Raw genomic sequence first — 16,469 nt, 5'->3', positions numbered from 1 at the left:
AACCGCATGTGAAGAATCTGCAAAGCGCGGCAGCTTGTGGCCCGGGGTTGACCTGCATCAGCCCTGCGCACGGGGAGCCGCGCTCAGAGGGCGCTCACGCCCTTGTTCTCATGCGCGCACAAAACGCGCCAGCGGCCGCCGTGGCGTGGCGGGCACCTCGCCCTGCGGGTAGCCAATGCGGCAGAACATCTGCACCGTGGGATCTTGCGGTGTGCGCGGAGCGGGCCGCCCCAGCACCAGCTGGTGCACGCGCTCGTAGTGCAGGGCCATCTCGGCAAACTCCTGCACGGCCTGGCTCATGGGGTGCATGCCCACGCCCAGGGCCGTGGCCTGCAGTTGCTGGCGCACGTAGGCACGCCCAGCCCGTACCTGGTCGCTGCGCGTGTTGGGGCCGGTGATCCACACAAAACCCATGGCCGTGCTGCTGTGACCTTCGAAGCGGCCCATGGCATTTTTGTAGGCCGCGCTGCCTTCAGCGGGCGGCGCGCTGCGGTCGAACATCCCCAGCGCCGACACCGCGCGCACGAAGGGTGAATTGATCGAGATGCCATCCCGGTGCTGCAGGATCTCCGCCGGGCCCACGCGCGTGAGGTGGATGCTTTCCATCATCGTGCGCGGCGTGAGCAGTTCGACTCTGGCCGACTCCCAGCACAGCGTGCGCAACGCGGGCAGCTGGTCGGCGCTGACGGTGCCCCCGAAACGCAGCGGGGTGTTGGCTGGCGCGCCGTCCAACAATTGGGCCAGCAGTGCGGGCGCCACGGCGCGGGTGGTGTCGAAGTCTGTCTTGGGCGTGTGGCGCAGCAGCACCTGCGCAAACAGCGGGTCGGGCTGGCCACCGGGTTGCAGCGTGATGCGCGCCACGGGGCGGTCGTCCCAGTCCTTCAGCGCCGCAGGCATCTCGCCCTGCGGCCACAGCAAGACCTGGCTGGCCACACCCTGCTCGGCCAGCGCCATCACCAGCAACTCCAGAAAGGCGCCATGGCCGATCAGGATCTGCCGGCCCAACGGATCCGTCTGTGGCAGCACCCGCCCGGGGTCGGTGCGCAGTGTGACGACACCGTCCTCGCGCAAATCCACCAGCCAGGGCTGCAGGTTGTGCGAATTGGGCGCGGTGATGGCGTAGGCCACGGCGCGGCGGCGCACCTCGGTCTCGCCCACGGGGCCTTGCCAGGCCTCGACCGCCTCGGCGGGATAGTGCGAGTCCAGGGCGCCACAGGCGGCCAGCGTGCCCGCTGTGGCGGCGGCGACGGAGCCACCACCGGCCAGCCGGATGAAATTGCGACGGTTCATGAGCATGCTCCGGTGATTCAACGGTCGTGACGTCAGGCCAGCGCGGCGCGGCTGGACTGCATGGCCACCAGTCCCAGGTCCATCAGCGCCTGGCGCACGGCCTGATCGAACGGGGTGTGGGGCTCATCGCCGATCAGGGCGCGCAGGCGGGTGTTGTCCAGCCGGTGGGGCGTGCGCCACAAGTAGCGCATGGCCGCCAGCGCGGCAAACGTGGGCGCCACCACACCGGCCACACACAGCAAGGGCCACGGCAACTGGCCCACCCGCAGCGCACCCGTATCGGGCAACCAGCCCTGCTCTGCAGCGATGGCCGTGAAGCTATGCAGCCACTGCTGCGCGGTGACGTGGTGGCCCCCGAAATGCAGGCATTCAAACGCGGCCAACCGGTGCCGCTCCTGCGCCACGCGCACGAAGGAGCGGGCCAGATCGGGCAGATAAGCCCAGGGCGTGGCCACATCCAGCGGGCCGGGCCAGGTAACGCGGCCCCGGGGCAGGTCCTTGGCGATGGCCTGGTCGATCCAGCTGCCCGTGCCGCTGCCGAAGAAATCTCCGGCGCGCAGCACGATGGCGCGCATTTCGCCCCCTTGCGTGGCGGCGTGCAAGCGCTGCTCCAGCTGCACCCGCATGCGGCCCTTGAAGCCCGTGGCGTTCTGGGGCGTGTCTTCGCGCAGCACGGGCGGCATGGCTTCGCCAAAGTTGTAGACGTTGCCCGGCAGCATCAGCGTGGCGTGCAGCTGGCGCGTGACGGCAATCGCCGCCTCCATGAGTGCCGGGGCCTGCTCGCGCCATGTCTTGTGGGTGTAGGCGGGGTTGAGCGCATGCACCACCACCTGCGCGCCTTGAGCCTGGGCGGCCAGCGCAGCGGTGTCATCGACCGCTACGGGCAGCCACCACACGCCGGCGATGGCCGGCAGTGCCGCGCCCTGAGCGCTGGGCCGCACCTGCGCCAGCACCTGCCAGCCGGCGTGTGCAAACGCACGGGCAGCCGCCAGGCCGAGCCGGCCCCGGGCGCCCAGGATCAACACGGTGGAGGGGTTGTCCGTGCAGGGTCGAGAAAGAGGATGGGGGGTCATGTCAGGGCTCCATTCACAAGGGATGGAGCGATTGTGAAATCGTGGTCACCACTACACAATTGGCTAATCATTCATAACAGCAATGCAAATATGAATACCTCCACCCGCCACCGCTGCCACCCCATCGCGGGCACGCTATCAACATGAATCAAACCTTTGACTGGAGCCTGGTGCAGTCCTTCCTGGCTGCGCTCGACCAGGGCAGCCTGCTGGGCGCCGCACGCGCGCTCAATGCCAGCCAGCCCACCATCGGCCGCCACATTGCCGAGCTGGAATCGCAGCTGGGCGTGGTGCTGTTCGAGCGCACGGGCCGTGGCCTGCTGCCCACGGCCACGGCACTGCGGCTGGCCGAATCGGCCCGCGCCATGGAAGCCGACGCCCACCAGCTGGCGCGCAGCGTGTCGGGCGCGGAGGACGGCGTGAGCGGCACCGTGCGCATCACCGCCAGCCAGCCTGTAGCCTGCGTGCTGCTGCCCCCGGTCCTTGTGCGCATGCGCCAGGCCCTGCCCGAGGTGCAGGTGGAGCTGGTGGCCAGCAACCAGGTCACCAACCTGCTGCGGCGCGAGGCCGACATTGCGCTGCGCATGGTGCGCCCCGACCAGGCCAGCCTGGTGGCCAAACGCATCGGCGCGGTGACGCTGGGCGCCTATGCCCACCGCGACTACCTGCGCCGCAAGGGCACGCCCCGGCAGCCGCCCGACCTGCTGCAGCACGAGCTGGTGGGCAACGACCGGCACGAAGACATCCTGCAAGGTTTTGCTGCCATGGGCTACCCGGTGGAACGCCAGCACTTCGCGTTCCGCACCGACGACCTCATGGCCTACTGGGAGGCCGTGCGCGCAGGGCTGGGCATTGGCTTTGTGGGCAACTACATGGCCCGCACCGACCCGAAAGTGGTGGCCGTGCTGCCCCAGTTGCCGCTGCCTGATCTGCCCATCTGGCTGACAGTGCACCGCGAGATACGCACCAGCCGCAAGATCCGGGCGGTGTATGACTTTCTGGCGGCAGAGGTGCCTCTGGTGCTTTGAGAGCATGTTGACGTTCTCCGCGCCCGTTCCAGGCCACGGCGGCTGCTAGCATCCCATTCCCTTTGTCCACCGCGCCAAGGAGCCCCGTGATCCATTCCTCCCTTGCCTCGCGCTTGCACTCCCCACGCCCGCTGCGCCCCCTGTGCCTGGTCAGCATGGCCCTGCTCTGCAACGCGGCCTCGCCGGCCCTCGCCCAGGACACCTCCCGCATCGCCCGCGTCACCGTCTACCCCGGCAGCGCCACGGTGGAGCGCGTAGCCAGGGTGGCCGCTGGCGCGCGCAGCCTCACGCTGGCCTGCCTACCCGCGTCGCTGGATGTGCAAAGCCTGCAGATCAACGCCGACCCCGCCGTGCGCGTGGGCGAATTCAATGTGCTCACCGAGGACCGCGATGTGGCGGCAGGCTGCTCCAGTCCGCTGGACGGCCGCATCCGCGAACTGGAGGACCAGATCGCCGGGGTGAAGGCCGAGGCCTCGGCCCTGCAGCTGGTGGATGGCTATCTGCGCAGCGTGGCGCAAACCGGCGCGGGCACTGAGGGGACAGCGCCTGCCGCCACCGCTCCCCGTGCGGCCACCCCCACGCCCGCTCAGATCACCGCCACCGCAGAGGTACTGCGCAAGTCCGGGCAGGACAGCGCTGCGCGCGCGCACCAGCTTCAGCGCAAGCAGGAGGCGCTGGAGCTGGCCCTCAAGCCCTTGGTGGCAGAACGCGACCGCGTGGCCAGCCAGCGCGCGAGGGTGGTGTCGGTCACCATCAATCTGGCCACCGAGCGCGAGGCCGAGCTGCGCCTGTCCTACCAGGTGCGCGGCCCCGGCTGGCAGCCCATCTACCGGGCGACGCTCGATGCCACCAAATCCACGGTGCTGATCGAGCGCCAGGCGCTGGTGGCGCAGAACAGTGGTGAAGACTGGGGCAACGTGCAGCTGACTTTGTCGACGGGCCAGCCCGGGCGCGCCACACAAGGGCAACTGCCGCGCCCCTGGTGGCTGAACGTGGCGCCACCGCCCCAAGGCTCGCCTGCACCCGCGATGGCGATGGCACCAGCGCCCGCACCGACCGTTGCGTCACTGTCCCGGTCCCGCAATGCCGCCGAAGAGGCCATGCCCACGTTCGACGTGAACGCCCTCGACAAAGGATTTGCCACCGAGTTCGCCGTGCCCCAGCGCATCGCCGTGCCCTCCAGCGGCCAGCGCGTGACGCTTGCGCTGGGCAGCCACAGCGCCCCCGCCACGCTGAGCACCCGCACGGCACCCGCCGTGGAAGAAGCGGCCTACCTGGTCGCGCAGATTGCGCAGCCGCCCGGTGTATGGCCCGCAGGTGCAGCGGGCCTGTACCGCGACGGCGCCTTTGTAGGCAACGGCCGCATCGACTTTGGCGCGCCCAGCGCGGGTGCCCCGGCCGGCAGCACCAGCCTGTCGTTTGGCCGCGATGAACTGGTCACCGTGCGGGCGGAGCCCGCGCAGGATCTGACCGGCAGCAGTGGCTTCACCAGCTCGCGCGTGGAGCGCAAGACGCGCCGGGCCTACAGCGTGGAGAACCGCCACAAGACGGTCATCACGCTGCAGGTGCTGCATGCCGCACCAGTCTCGCGCAATGAAAAGATCGAGGTCGAATCGCGCTACCAGCCCCAACCGGCGGACACGGCCTGGAACCGCACGCCCGGCACCGTGGCCTGGCAGCAGCCTGTGGCTGCAGGGGCTACCGCGCAGTTCAGTGCCGAGCACACCATCCGCTACCCCAAGGATGTGGAGTTGCTCGAACGCCAATGACCCAGAGACCCTGCAGCCGACCGCCCGCCGCACACAACAACGGGTCGGTCACAATCCGTCACAGCGCCCGCCAAGGCGCGACCGAGCCCCCAGGAGCCCGCCGCCATGAGTTACCAACACCTCCTCGTTGCCGTTGACGGCAGCCCCACCTCCGACCACGCGCTGACCGAAGCCACGGGCTTGGCCAAGGCCTCGGGCGGCCGCATCCGCCTGCTGAACGTGATGGACCCCGTGGCCCACATCAGCGGCTTTGAGCGGCCCGAGGTCTACAGCCAGGAAGTGCTACCCCGCCTGCGCAACGCGGGCGAAGCCCTGCTGCAGCAGGCACGCCAGCGCGTGGAACAGCAGGGCGTTCCCGTGGACACGGTGCTGATCGAAAACCTGGATGCCCGGGTGGCTGACCTGTTGGTGGAACACGCTCGGGCCTGGGGCGCCGACCTGATAGTGCTGGGCACCCATGGGCGCCGTGGCCTGGCCCGCGTGCTGATGGGCAGCGATGCCGAGCAGATCGCCCGCACCGCCCCCGTGCCCGTGCTGCTGGTGCGCCTGCCCGCCGAAGCTGCCGGCGGTGCCGCCGGCGCCTGACCCTTTTTCTTCCATGCCATGACCGTTTCCGAGCCCCTGCCACCCCTTGCCCCTCAGCGCCCCAGCGTGCGCTTCATGCTGTCCCACCCCGCCCACTTCATGGCGCTGGGCTTTGGTGCGGGCCTGGCCCCGAAGGCGCCGGGGACCGTGGGCACCCTGTGGGCTTGGCTGGCCTACCTGGTGCTGCAGCAGTGGCTGAACCAGCGGCAAATGGGCTTGCTGATCGCAGTCAGCACCGTGGTGGGCTGGTGGGCCTGCACCACCACGGCACGCCACATGCGCGTGGCCGACCCCGGCAGCATCGTGTGGGACGAGGTGGTGGCCTTCTGGCTGGTGCTGTGGCTGGCCATGCCCATGGGGCTGTGGGGGCAGGTGGTGGCGTTTGGGCTGTTCCGCTTTTTTGACGCCGCCAAACCCGGCCCGGTGGGCTGGGCCGACAGCCTGTTCAAGGGCTTTGGCTGGCGCGGGGGCTGGGGTATCTTGTGGGACGACTTTGTGGCAGCCTTCTGTACCTTGCTGGTCATTGCACTGTGGAGGTTCTGATGGCACCCACATCACTATCAAAAAGTGAGCTACTAGAGCAAGAAGTACAAGCGCTTGATGCCAATTTGACGCAAATATCGCTGCGTTTGCTGGCCCGCCGCCACCTACTGGCCACTGCCGAAAGCTGCACTGGCGGCATGATCGCCGCCGCCTGCACCGACCTGTCGGGCTCCAGCCAGTGGTTCGAGCGCGGCTTTGTGACCTATTCTAACGAGGCCAAGGCCGAGATGCTGGGCGTACCCCCCGGCCTGATCGAGCAGCACGGTGCGGTGAGCGAGCCTGTGGCGCGCGCCATGGCCGACGGCGCCCTTGCCCACTCGCGCGCGCAGGTCAGTCTGGCCGTGACGGGCGTCGCGGGCCCCACGGGCGGCACCGAGACCAAGCCGGTGGGCACCGTGTGGTTCGCCTGGTGCGTGGGCGGGCAAACCCACAGCGAAATGCAGCACTTTGCTGGGGACCGCGCCGCCGTCCGCACGGCCACGCTGCGGTACGCCCTGAAGCGTCTGCTGAGCCTGCTGCCTGCCTGACTTTACCGGGGCACCATGCCCAGGCCTGGCCTGAGTAGCCGCTGTCGTCCACAAGACAGGGCTTCACCCGCCCCTTGCCACACCATACGGCCATGACAACGACATCTCCCTGGTTTGACGGCTTTGCCACTCAGCGCATCACCACCTCGGGCGCGGAGATCTTTGTGCGCACCGGGGGCACCGTGGGCGCTCCGCCGCTGCTGTTGCTGCACGGCTTTCCGCAAACGCATGCGCTGTGGCACCGCGTGGCACAGCAACTGGCACGCCACTATTTTCTGGTGCTGCCCGATCTGCGCGGCTATGGCGACTCATCCCACGCGCCGGGCCTGCCCGACCACAGCAACTACAGCAAACGCGCCCTGGCGCAGGACATGGCCGAGGTGATGACCGCTCTGGGCCACGACCGGTTCTACCTGTGCGGCCACGACCGGGGCGGCCGTGTGGCCCACCGGCTCGCGCTGGACCACGCCGCGCGCGTCAAGAAGCTGTGCGTGATCGACATCGCCCCCACGCTCGACATGTACGCGCGCACCGACATGGAGTTTGCGCGCGCCTACTACCACTGGTTCCACTTGATCCAGCCCGCGCCGCTGCCCGAGACCATGATTGGCGGCAACGCGCGCGCCTACCTGCACGCCAAGCTGGGCGGCTGGGGCAGCGCTGGCCTGGCCCACATCGAGCCCCAGGCCCTGGCCGACTACGAGCGATGCTTTTGCACGCCCGAAGCCATCCACACCGCCTGCGAGGACTACCGCGCCAGCGCAGGCATCGACCTCGACCACGACCGTGACAGCCGCGCGCGCGGCGAGAAGATCGCCTGCGACACCTTGGTGATCTGGGGCGCGCACGGTGTGGTGCACCGGCTGTTTGATCCACTGGCGCTGTGGCAGGCGCAGTGCGCGGGCGTGGTCACGGGCCAGGCCGTGCCGGCAGGGCACTTCATCCCCGAGCAATTGCCTGGAGAGACCGCCCAGGCACTGGTCCAATTTTTCAGCGCCTGAGCCCACTGCCGCAGATTCAGGCGCGCGGCTGCACCACGTTCACGGGGTTGCCCGCCACACAGGCCTCGATGTTGCTGGTCAGCTGGTCGGCCAGCGCCTGGATGGCCTCGGCGCTGGCCCAGGCCACATGGGGCGTGAGCACGAAGTCCGGCCGGTCCAGCAGCGCCATGAAGGGGTGGTCAGGGGGTGGCGGCTCCACGCTCGTCACGTCAAAGGCCGCGCCGCTGATCTGCCCCGCCTGCAGCGCGGGGCCCACGGCCTGCTCATCCACCAAACCACCGCGTGCGGTGTTGATCAGCAAGGGCCGCCGCTGCATGAGCGCAAACTCGGGCGCACCGATCATGTGGCGCGTGTGGGCGTTGAGCGGGCAGTGCAGCGTCAGCACATCGGCTTCGCGCAGCGTCTGCTCGAATGGGGTGTACAGGCGGCCCTGGCCGCTGCGCCCCTTGTGCGCCGCCATCAGCACCCGCATGCCCAGCGCGCGGCCGATGGCGGCCACGGCCTGGCCCAGCGCGCCGTCGCCAATCACACCGAGCGTGGAGCCCGCCAGGTCGCGGATCGGGTGGTCAAAAAAGCAGAACTGTCCGGCCTGCTGCCAGCGCCCGGCGCGCACCGCGTCGCGATAGGCACACAGGCTGCGACGCAGGGCAAAGATCAGCGCAAAGGTGTGCTCGGGCACGGTGTGGGTCGCGTAGCTGCGCACGTTGCTCACCACCACACCCCGGGCCTGGCAGGCCGCCAGGTCCACGTTGTCAGTGCCCGTGGCGGCCACGGCCACCAGGCGCAGGCGCGGCGCCTGGGCCAGCGCCTCGGCGGTGATGCGCACCTTGTTGGTGATCACGACGTCGGCATCGCGGATGCGCGCCACCACGTCGGCCGGAGCGGTGGCGGCATGCTCAGCCCAAGTGTGGTCAAAAGCCGGGCGGCGCAACTGGGTGGTGGGAGAAAGGGTGTCGCGATCGAGAAAGACGATGTGCATGGGAACTCTCTGGGTGGGGTGGTTCAGGCCATTCATGCCGCACGCAGGCGGTGGGCTTCGGCAGCCACGGCCTCGGCGGTGATGCCGAACAACTCGTAAAGCGCGGGCGCGGGGCCCGAAGCACCAAAGCCCCGCATGCCCACGAAGCTGCCGCGAGGTCCCAGGTAGGCGTCCCAGCCCATGCGGCAGGCGGCCTCCACCGCCACGCGCACGCCGCTGCCCAGCACCGCGCGGCGGTAGTCTGCGTCCTGCTGGTCAAACAGCTCCCAGCAGGGCAGCGATACCACGGCCGTGCCCACGCCGCCCTGCTCCAGCAGGTCGCGTGCGGCCACGGCCAGCGCCACCTCCGAGCCAGTGGCCAGCAGCGTGACCTCGCGCGGGCCGCGGGTGGCCTCGTGCAGCACGTAGCCGCCGCGGGCACTGCAGTTGCGGGCGTCGTGGGCGGTGCGTACCAGCGGCAGCGTCTGGCGTGCGAACACCAGGCTCACCGGGCCGTCGGTATGGGCCAGCGCGGCCTCCCAGCATTCGGCGGCCTCCACCGCATCGGCCGGGCGCATGACCCACATGTTGGGCGTGGCGCGCAGCGACGCAAGAATTTCCACCGGCTGGTGGGTGGGGCCGTTCTTGCCGATGCCGATGGAGTCGTGGCTGAACACGAACTTCACCGGCAGGCCCATGAGGGCGGCCATGCGCATGGCGGGCCGCTCGTAGTCCGAGAACGCGAGGTAGGTCACGCTGAGCGGCACGATGCCGCCGTGCGCGGCCATGCCGTTGGCCATGGAGCCCATCACGTGCTCGCGCACGCCGCAGTGCACGTAAGCCCCACCGGGGTCGGCTGCCGTGAAGGCGCGCAGGCCGCGTTTGTGGCTGGTGGGCGCCTCCAGGTCGGCGCAGCCCACCATGCGCTCGGGGATGACGGGGGCGAGCAGGTCGTTGATCTCGGCCGAAAGCAGGATGCCGCCCTGGCCTTCGGGCTGGGTATGGGCACGCGCCTTGTAGTCCTGCAACACCTGCTGCCAGCCCGTGGGCAGGCGCCCTTCCATCACCCGGCAGAACTCCTCGCGCTCCGCCGTGGGCAGGGCCTGCAGACGCTGCTGCCAGGCGGCGTGTTCGGCGGCGCTGCGTTGTCCGGCATCAAGCCAGGCCTGCAACACGTCGGGTGGGACAACGAAGGATGGGTGGGGCCAGCCCAGCAGCGCGCGCGCGTCATCGGCGTCTTGGGGGTGCAGGCGTGCGCTGTGGCCACCGCGCTGGCCCTGCACGCGCGGCAGCCCCTTGCCGATGACCGTGCGGCAGGCGAGGAGCGAGGGGCGCGGGTCCTTGCGCGCCAGGGTCAGCGCGGCCGACACGGCGTCGATGTCGTGGCCATCCAACTCCTCCACATGCCAGCCCGCCACACGGAAGCGGTCGGGCACGTTTTCGCTGATGGACAGCGAGGTCGCGCCGTCGTCGGTGATGAGGTTGTCGTCCCACAGCAGCACGAGGTGACCCAGTCGCAGGTGCCCGGCCAGCGAGATCATTTCCTGACCCACGCCCTCCTGCAGGCAGCCATCGCCCACGAAGGCGTAGGTGAAATGGTCCACCAGGGCGCTGCCGAAGCGGGCACGCAGGTAGGCCTCGGCCACGGCCATGCCGAAGGCGTTGGCAATGCCCTGGCCCAGCGGGCCGGTGGTGACCTCGATGCCGTGCCCGGGGTTGCGCTCGGGGTGGCCTTCGCAGATGGCGCCCAGCTCGCGGAAGCGCTGGATCTGTTCCAGGGTGATGGCCTCGTAGCCCGTGAGATGCAGCAGCGAGTACAGCAGCATGGAGCCGTGGCCGTTGGAGAGCACCACGCGGTCGCGGTCCCACCACGTGGGGTCAGCGGGGTGATGCCTGAGGTGCTGGGTGTAAAGCGCCGTTGCGATCTCGGCCATGCCCAGGGGCACGCCCTGGTGGCCTTCGGTGGCGCGAACGATGGCGTCGATCGACAAGAAGCGGATGGCATGCGCCAGGGGCTGCAGGGGGTGGGCACTCATGGGGTGCGCGGCATGCCAGGGGCTGCCGCTTGTCTCCGGGTGGTTGTGGCAAAGGAATCAGCCCGGATTCTTTGCGCCCGAATTCATGAAGACAAGCGACGTTTATTCAGGGATACATGAAATCAGTTCATTCACCGCCCCCGCCTGACCGATCTCATCGCCCTTGGGACTGCAGCGCCTCCTCGCGCACCCAGTCCAGAAACCGCCGCACCTCGGGCCGGGCCGCGTGGCGCCCCGGGTAGACCAGAAAGTGCGCCTGCACCTGCAGCTCCACCTCGGGGCCGAACACAGGCTGCAGGCGGCCTGTGGCGATCAGGGCCTGGCCCAGGCTGGTGCTCTCCAGCGCCACGCCCAGCGACTGCACGGCAGCGTCCAGGCTCATCATCGCGCGGTCAAAGCGCAGCGCAATGCGCTCGGGCCGCTGGCCAGGCAAAAACCGCGCAAACCAGTCGGGCCACTGTGCCACGTTGACCACCGACTGGATCAGCGGCACGCGCAGCAGGTCTTGCGCCGTATGCACCGCATGGGTGCGAATGAACTCGGGGCTGGCCAGCGGCATGACTTTTTCAGCAAACACGGGTTCAACCTCGAGGTGCGGCCAATTGGGCAGCCCGTAGCGGATATCGATGTCTACCAGGCCCAGCTGAAAGTCCGAATGCACGTGCGAGGCCGACAGCGACAGCGCAATGTCCGGGTGCCGCCGCGTGAAACGCGAGATGCGCGGCATCAGCCACAGGCTGGCAAAGCTGGGGCTGCAGTGCAGGTGCAGCGTGTCCTGCATGCCGTGGCGCAGGCTTTCGGTGGCGGTGTTGATGGCTCCGAGCGCGTTGGCCACGCGCTGCAAGTAGCTTTGCCCTGCCGGGGTCAGCTCCACGCCTCGCGCCGAACGCTCAAACAACCGCACCCCAAGCAGCCCTTCGAGCTTGGCGAGCTGGTGGCTCACGGCCGAGGGCGTGAGGTTCAGTTCGCCGGCGGCCAGCGAAAAGCTCTTGCGGCGGGCAATGGCTTCAAACGCCTGCAGGGCACTCAGGGGAGGAATCATGTGGATGACAGTTGTTCACTTATTGCGACGCAACATGAACGAAATTAAATCTTGGGTGAGTTTATATCGTTTGTTTTCAAAGACCCTGCCTTCCAGAATCCAGCCCATCGCAATGCAGTACATACAAGGAGACACGCATGCTGCTCAAAGACAAGGTTGCCGTCATCACCGGCGGTGCGGGACTCAACGGCCTGGGTTTTGCCACGGCACGCATGATGGCCGAACAGGGCGCCAAGGTGGTGATCCTCGATCTGGAAGGGGCCAACCCGCAGGCCGCTGCTGCCCGGCTCGGCACAGAGCACCTGGGGCTGGTGGCCAACGTGACCGACAAGGCCTCGTGTGAGGCGGCGGCAGCAGCCATCCAGGCGCGCTATGGCCACATCGACATCCTGGTGAACAACGCCGGCATCACGCAGCCGGTGAAGTTCCTCGATATCACGGGCGCCGATTACGACCGCATCCTGGACGTGAGCCTGCGCGGCACGCTCTACGCATCGCAGGCCGTGCTGCCGTTCATGGTGGCGCAGAACAGTGGCGCCATCGTCTGCATCTCGTCGGTGTCGGCACAGCGCGGCGGCGGCATCCTGGGCGGCCCGCACTACTCGGCCGCCAAGGCTGGCGTGCTGGGCCTGGCCCGCGCCATGGCCCGCGAATACGGCGGCAACAACATCCGCGTGAACTGCGTGACGCCGGGCCTCATCGCCACCGACATCAACAAGGGCAAGATCCCCGACGACAAGCGGCAAGGGATTCTGGACGGCATTCCGCTGGCCCGCATCGGCGAGCCTAACGACGTGGCCGGCTGCGTTGTCTTCCTGGCCAGCGACCTGGCCAAGTACTGCACGGGCGTCACGCTCGACGTGAACGGCGGCATGTTGATCCACTGACGTGGGCACCGACCGCTGCCACCCGGCCTTCCCACAAGCGCCATCCCCATAAGCCATACCAAAAACCCAGGAGACAAAACCATGCCATCGATCCACATTCTTCGCCGCACCCTGTTGGCCGCCGCCGTGGCAGGCGCAGCCTCATTCGCCTCGGCCCAACCCGTCAAGCTCACGCTGGCGCACGGCAACCCGCCCGACAACCCACGCCACGTGGCGGCCGTGAAGTTCGCGGAAACGGTCAAGGCCAAGACGGGCGGCCGCGTGGAGATCCAGGTGGCCCACTCAGCGCAACTGGGCGACGATGCCGCCATGGTGACGGCCCTGCGCTCGGGCACGCTGGACTTCTCGGCCAACAGCCAGGGCGCAGTGTCCGCCGTGGTGCCCGAATATGCCGCGCTGGGCATGCCGTTCCTGTTCGCCGATGCGCCCAAGGCCTGGTCGGTGATGGATGGCCCCATCGGCAAGGAGCTGGCCGACAAGTCGGCCGCCAAAGGCATGGTGCTGCTGGGGCTGTGGGACAACGGCGTGCGCCAGATGTCCAACAGCAAGCGCCCCATCAAGACGCCCGCCGACATGAAGGGGCTGAAGATGCGCACCCCGCCAGATTCGGTGACGGTGGACATCATGCAGGCCCTGGGCGCCGACGCGCAGCAAATCAAGTTCTCCGAGCTGTACGTCGCTCTGCAGCAGGGCGTGGTCGACGGCCAGGAGAACCCGCTGACCAACATTGCATCGGCCAAGCTCTACGAGGTGCAAAAGTACATCTCGCTCACGGGTCACAAGTACGAGAGCACGCCGTTCCTGATGAGCAAGCGCTCGTGGGACCGCATGGCGCCGGGAGATCGCCAGATCGTGGCAGACGCCGCCACAGAGGCGACGCAGTTGCAGCGCCAGCTGAACAAGGAGATCGACGATAAGCTGGTCGCTGACCTCAAGGCCCGGGGCGTGCAGGTTGACACGGTGGAGCGGGACGCTTTCATGCAAGCCGCCCAGCCGGTCTACACCAAGTGGCTGGCCAGCCCCATTGGCAGCTTTGTCGGCCGCGTGCAGCAGGCCGCCCGCTGATTCCTTCGCCATTCCGGGGCGCACCGGCTGGTGCGCCCGCAAGGAGATCCTGATGAATCCTCTTTTGAGAGCGGTGGACACTGCCATCGCCTGGTGGTGCCATGCCGTGCTGTATGTGACGCTGTCGGTGGTGTTCGCCATCCTGAGCATCAACGTGGTGTTGCGCTACGTGGCTGGCACCAGTCTGTCTTGGGCTTCGGAACTACCTGAGCTGATGTTTCCCTGGATGATCATGGCCGGCGTGGTGCTGGCCGCCCAGCACGGATCGCACATTGCCGTGGTGCTGGTCACGCAGAAGCTCGGCGCTGCACGGCGCTGGGTGCTCACCGCGGGCTCGCTGGTGGTGGTAACGCTGTACCTGGGTCTGTCCTGGGCCGCGTGGCCCGTGTTCGAGATCGCAGCAGACGAGCGCAGCCCCATCATGCAGGTGCCGGGGTCGGTGAGCGTGGGCTGTCTGCTGCTGGGCTTCGTGATGCTGGCCGTTGTGACGCTGTGCCGGCTGCCTCAGGTGTGGCGCGGTACCGCGCACGACGAACCGGGAGCCGACGCATGACCACACTCATCATCGGCCTCTTCATCCTGGCCGCGCTGGCCTCCATACCGATCGCGCACGCGCTGGTGCTGGCGTCTGTCTGTGGGCTTCTGATTATTGACCGTGTGCCCGTACACCTGGCGGTCGAACAGATGATCACGCAGACGCAGAGCTTTCCGCTGATCGCCATTCCCTTCTTCATGATGACAGGCGCGCTGATGGTCAGCGGTCGGCTGGGCCAGAGCCTGGTGCAGCTGCTCAGCATGATGATCGGCCGCGTGCACGGCGGCCCGGCGCAGGTGGGGGTGCTGTCGTCCACCATCTTCGGCGGCGTGTCCGGCTCCGCCGTGGCCGACGCCTCGGCCATTGGATCCATGCTGATCCCCTGGCTCAAGAAGCTGGGCTACCCGGCTCCGTTCGCGGCTGGCACGCTGGCAGCGGCGGCCACCATCGACATCCTGATCCCGCCGTCCATCCCGATGATCGTGTACGCGCTGGTGTCGGGCGCCTCCATCGGCGCGCTGTTCGTGGCCGGCATCCTGCCGGGGCTGCTGATGTGCGGCGGCTTCATGGCCGTGTGCTACATCCAGGGGCGCCGCCGCAACTTCCCGCGCGACACCACGCCCTTCGAGTGGCCGGCGTTCCTGCGGCAGCTGCTACATGCGGGGCCGGCATTGCTGATGCCGGTGCTGATCATCATCTTTCTGCGCTTCGGCATTGCCACGCCGACCGAGGTGAGCGTGATGTCCACGCTGTACGCGCTGGTGGTGTCAGGCATCGTCTACCGTGACCTGACCATCGCCAAGCTCAAGGCCGCTGCGGTGGAGGCCGGCATCTCCACAGGAGTGGTGCTGCTGATCATCATGGCCTCCAGCGTCGTGGGCTGGATCGTCACCTACGAGCAGCTGCCTGCCGCCTTCACGCTGTACGCAAAGGAAACGCTGCAGTCGCCGTGGCTCATCATCCTCGCGATGAACCTGATCATGCTCGCCACGGGCATGTTCATCGACCTGCCGGCGGCCGTACTGCTACTCACGCCCATGTTCGTGCCGCTGGCGTCCGCCGTGGGCATGGACACCGTGCAGCTCGGGATCATGATGATCGTGAACCTGTCCATCGGGCTGTACCACCCGCCCATCGGCACCACCTTGTTCATCACCAGCTCAATCGCCAAGGTGCGCATCGGCGACGTGGTCAAGGAGCTGATTCCCTTTTACATGGTCGCATTGCTGTTGCTGCTGGGCTTTGCCTACCTGCCGTGGCTGACCTTGCACTGATGATCCTTCACCCGGAGACGAACGATCCATGAGCACCCTCCAACACATTGCACAGGCCGCATGGCGCATCCGCCGCTTCGCCGTGCGCATGGGCGAAGTCCAGGGCCAAGGCTACGTCGGCCAGGCACTGGGCTATGCCGACGTCCTGGCCACGGCCTACGCCCACGCGCTGAACCTGCGCCCTGACGACCCACAGTGGGACGGTCGTGACCGTTTCCTGCTCTCGCATGGCCATTACGCCATCGCCTTCTATGCCGCACTCATCGAGGCCGGCACCATCCCCGAATCGGAGCTGGAAACCTATGGCAGCGACGACAGCCGCCTGCCCATGTCCGGCATGGCCACGTACACGCCGGGCATGGAGATGTCGGGCGGCTCACTGGGACAGGGCCTGCCCATCGCTGTGGGCATGGCACTGGGCCTGCGCCACCGGGGCAATCCGGCGTTTGTCTATAACTCCATGTCCGACGGAGAGCTGGACGAAGGCTCCACCTGGGAGGCCGCCATGTCTGCCAGCCACCACCGGCTGGGCAACTTGATTTGCATCGTGGACATCAACAACCAGCAGGCCGACGGGCCGTCGAGCAAGGTGATGGGCTTTGAGCCGCTCACCGACAAGTGGGCGGCCTTTGGCTGGCATGTGCAGCGCGTGGACGGCAACCACCTGCCGGCCGTGGTGCGCGCCTTCGACACGGCGCGCCAGCTGGCAGAGCCCAGGCCCCGGGTGATCCTGTGCGACACGCTCATGGGCAAGGGCATTCCCTTCCTGGAGTCGCGCGACAAGAACCACTTCATCCGCGTCGATCCGCCCGAATGGCAACAGGCCCTTGAGGTACTCGATGCCCATCGTCCTTGA

Annotated in this window: 16 protein-coding genes; 11 read left to right on the top strand and 5 right to left on the bottom strand. The window is 67.9% G+C overall.

Annotated features, from left to right (window positions below; translation table 11 throughout):
* Nucleotides 1-108: 108 nt before the first annotated feature.
* Both ASD94_RS21860 and ASD94_RS21855 read right to left on the bottom strand, forming a co-directional pair.
* Nucleotides 109-1,290, bottom strand: coding sequence for a hypothetical protein (locus ASD94_RS21860; RefSeq protein ID WP_056648340.1), 1,182 nt, complete (start codon nucleotides 1,288-1,290; stop codon nucleotides 109-111).
* 32 nt (nucleotides 1,291-1,322) lie between these two features.
* The gene (locus ASD94_RS21855) at nucleotides 1,323-2,363 is read right to left on the bottom strand and encodes an NAD-dependent epimerase/dehydratase family protein (protein WP_056647824.1); all 1,041 of its coding nucleotides are present in this window, start codon (nucleotides 2,361-2,363) and stop codon (nucleotides 1,323-1,325) included.
* A 143-nt stretch (nucleotides 2,364-2,506) separates the two neighbouring features.
* On the opposite strand from ASD94_RS21855, the gene ASD94_RS21850 reads away from it, so the two are divergent.
* The 6 genes from ASD94_RS21850 to ASD94_RS21825 all read left to right on the top strand — a co-directional run bounded on the left by ASD94_RS21850 (nucleotide 2,507) and on the right by ASD94_RS21825 (nucleotide 7,816).
* Nucleotides 2,507-3,391, top strand: a complete 885-nt coding sequence (locus ASD94_RS21850) for a LysR family transcriptional regulator (RefSeq protein WP_056647821.1) — start codon at nucleotides 2,507-2,509, stop codon at nucleotides 3,389-3,391.
* A gap of 155 nt (nucleotides 3,392-3,546) precedes the next feature.
* Nucleotides 3,547-5,160 (top strand): DUF4139 domain-containing protein, encoded by a 1,614-nt coding sequence (locus tag ASD94_RS21845; protein ID WP_056648337.1) that lies wholly within the window; start codon nucleotides 3,547-3,549, stop codon nucleotides 5,158-5,160.
* A gap of 105 nt (nucleotides 5,161-5,265) precedes the next feature.
* Entirely contained in the window at nucleotides 5,266-5,745 is a 480-nt protein-coding gene (locus ASD94_RS21840; RefSeq protein ID WP_056647816.1) for a universal stress protein, read from the top strand.
* An 18-nt stretch (nucleotides 5,746-5,763) separates the two neighbouring features.
* Nucleotides 5,764-6,288, top strand: coding sequence for a phosphatidylglycerophosphatase A (locus ASD94_RS21835; protein ID WP_056647813.1), 525 nt, complete (start codon nucleotides 5,764-5,766; stop codon nucleotides 6,286-6,288).
* Nucleotides 6,288-6,815: a CinA family protein gene (locus ASD94_RS21830; protein ID WP_056647810.1), complete on the top strand. Its 528-nt coding sequence runs from the start codon at nucleotides 6,288-6,290 to the stop codon at nucleotides 6,813-6,815. The genes ASD94_RS21835 and ASD94_RS21830 overlap by 1 nt, the downstream gene beginning before the upstream one ends.
* A 92-nt stretch (nucleotides 6,816-6,907) precedes the next feature.
* Nucleotides 6,908-7,816 (top strand): alpha/beta fold hydrolase, encoded by a 909-nt coding sequence (locus ASD94_RS21825; RefSeq protein ID WP_056647807.1) that lies wholly within the window; start codon nucleotides 6,908-6,910, stop codon nucleotides 7,814-7,816.
* 16 nt (nucleotides 7,817-7,832) lie between these two features.
* Here ASD94_RS21825 and ASD94_RS21820 read toward each other — a convergent pair whose 3' ends face one another.
* The 3 genes from ASD94_RS21820 to ASD94_RS21810 form a co-directional block, all read right to left on the bottom strand.
* The gene (locus ASD94_RS21820; protein ID WP_056647804.1) at nucleotides 7,833-8,795 is read right to left on the bottom strand and encodes a D-2-hydroxyacid dehydrogenase; all 963 of its coding nucleotides are present in this window, start codon (nucleotides 8,793-8,795) and stop codon (nucleotides 7,833-7,835) included.
* Between the two features lie 32 nt (nucleotides 8,796-8,827).
* The gene (gene tkt / locus ASD94_RS21815) at nucleotides 8,828-10,810 is read right to left on the bottom strand and encodes a transketolase (RefSeq protein ID WP_056647800.1); all 1,983 of its coding nucleotides are present in this window, start codon (nucleotides 10,808-10,810) and stop codon (nucleotides 8,828-8,830) included.
* 154 nt (nucleotides 10,811-10,964) lie between these two features.
* Nucleotides 10,965-11,852 (bottom strand): LysR substrate-binding domain-containing protein, encoded by an 888-nt coding sequence (locus tag ASD94_RS21810; protein WP_056647797.1) that lies wholly within the window; start codon nucleotides 11,850-11,852, stop codon nucleotides 10,965-10,967.
* A 137-nt stretch (nucleotides 11,853-11,989) separates the two neighbouring features.
* Here ASD94_RS21810 and ASD94_RS21805 point away from each other — a divergent pair, with 137 nt between their 5' ends.
* The 5 genes from ASD94_RS21805 to ASD94_RS21785 all read left to right on the top strand — a co-directional run bounded on the left by ASD94_RS21805 (nucleotide 11,990) and on the right by ASD94_RS21785 (nucleotide 16,469).
* Nucleotides 11,990-12,739: an SDR family NAD(P)-dependent oxidoreductase gene (locus ASD94_RS21805; RefSeq protein ID WP_056647794.1), complete on the top strand. Its 750-nt coding sequence runs from the start codon at nucleotides 11,990-11,992 to the stop codon at nucleotides 12,737-12,739.
* An 81-nt stretch (nucleotides 12,740-12,820) separates the two neighbouring features.
* Nucleotides 12,821-13,804, top strand: a complete 984-nt coding sequence (locus ASD94_RS21800) for a TRAP transporter substrate-binding protein (protein WP_056647790.1) — start codon at nucleotides 12,821-12,823, stop codon at nucleotides 13,802-13,804.
* 52 nt (nucleotides 13,805-13,856) lie between these two features.
* A complete protein-coding gene (locus ASD94_RS21795; protein ID WP_056647787.1) occupies nucleotides 13,857-14,357 on the top strand; it encodes a TRAP transporter small permease in 501 nt (166 codons plus the stop codon).
* Nucleotides 14,354-15,613, top strand: coding sequence for a TRAP transporter large permease (locus tag ASD94_RS21790; RefSeq protein WP_056647783.1), 1,260 nt, complete (start codon nucleotides 14,354-14,356; stop codon nucleotides 15,611-15,613). The genes ASD94_RS21795 and ASD94_RS21790 overlap by 4 nt, the downstream gene beginning before the upstream one ends.
* A 28-nt stretch (nucleotides 15,614-15,641) precedes the next feature.
* Complete coding sequence (locus ASD94_RS21785; RefSeq protein ID WP_056647781.1) at nucleotides 15,642-16,469, top strand: transketolase; 828 nt, start codon at nucleotides 15,642-15,644, stop codon at nucleotides 16,467-16,469.

It is taken from the genome of Acidovorax sp. Root70, from assembly GCF_001428225.1.
Classification (GTDB): domain Bacteria; phylum Pseudomonadota; class Gammaproteobacteria; order Burkholderiales; family Burkholderiaceae_C; genus Acidovorax.
The sequence above is the reverse complement of the archived record's forward strand: the minus strand, read 5'-3'. Positions and strand labels throughout refer to the sequence as shown.

Bases quoted from the DNA above. Each gene is read 5' to 3' on its own strand.
- ASD94_RS21790 (WP_056647783.1), top strand. From the start codon at position 14,354: ATGACCACACTCATCATCGGCCTCTTCATCCTGGCCGCGCTGGCCTCC.
- ASD94_RS21860 (WP_056648340.1), bottom strand. From the start codon at position 1,290: ATGAACCGTCGCAATTTCATCCGGCTGGCCGGTGGTGGCTCCGTCGCC.
- ASD94_RS21835 (WP_056647813.1), top strand. From the start codon at position 5,764: ATGACCGTTTCCGAGCCCCTGCCACCCCTTGCCCCTCAGCGCCCCAGC.
- ASD94_RS21800 (WP_056647790.1), top strand. From the start codon at position 12,821: ATGCCATCGATCCACATTCTTCGCCGCACCCTGTTGGCCGCCGCCGTG.
- ASD94_RS21820 (WP_056647804.1), bottom strand. From the start codon at position 8,795: ATGCACATCGTCTTTCTCGATCGCGACACCCTTTCTCCCACCACCCAG.
- ASD94_RS21850 (WP_056647821.1), top strand. From the start codon at position 2,507: ATGAATCAAACCTTTGACTGGAGCCTGGTGCAGTCCTTCCTGGCTGCG.
- ASD94_RS21795 (WP_056647787.1), top strand. From the start codon at position 13,857: ATGAATCCTCTTTTGAGAGCGGTGGACACTGCCATCGCCTGGTGGTGC.
- ASD94_RS21845 (WP_056648337.1), top strand. From the start codon at position 3,547: ATGGCCCTGCTCTGCAACGCGGCCTCGCCGGCCCTCGCCCAGGACACC.
- ASD94_RS21855 (WP_056647824.1), bottom strand. From the start codon at position 2,363: ATGACCCCCCATCCTCTTTCTCGACCCTGCACGGACAACCCCTCCACC.
- ASD94_RS21825 (WP_056647807.1), top strand. From the start codon at position 6,908: ATGACAACGACATCTCCCTGGTTTGACGGCTTTGCCACTCAGCGCATC.
- ASD94_RS21830 (WP_056647810.1), top strand. From the start codon at position 6,288: ATGGCACCCACATCACTATCAAAAAGTGAGCTACTAGAGCAAGAAGTA.
- ASD94_RS21840 (WP_056647816.1), top strand. From the start codon at position 5,266: ATGAGTTACCAACACCTCCTCGTTGCCGTTGACGGCAGCCCCACCTCC.
- ASD94_RS21785 (WP_056647781.1), top strand. From the start codon at position 15,642: ATGAGCACCCTCCAACACATTGCACAGGCCGCATGGCGCATCCGCCGC.
- tkt (WP_056647800.1), bottom strand. From the start codon at position 10,810: ATGAGTGCCCACCCCCTGCAGCCCCTGGCGCATGCCATCCGCTTCTTG.
- ASD94_RS21810 (WP_056647797.1), bottom strand. From the start codon at position 11,852: ATGATTCCTCCCCTGAGTGCCCTGCAGGCGTTTGAAGCCATTGCCCGC.
- ASD94_RS21805 (WP_056647794.1), top strand. From the start codon at position 11,990: ATGCTGCTCAAAGACAAGGTTGCCGTCATCACCGGCGGTGCGGGACTC.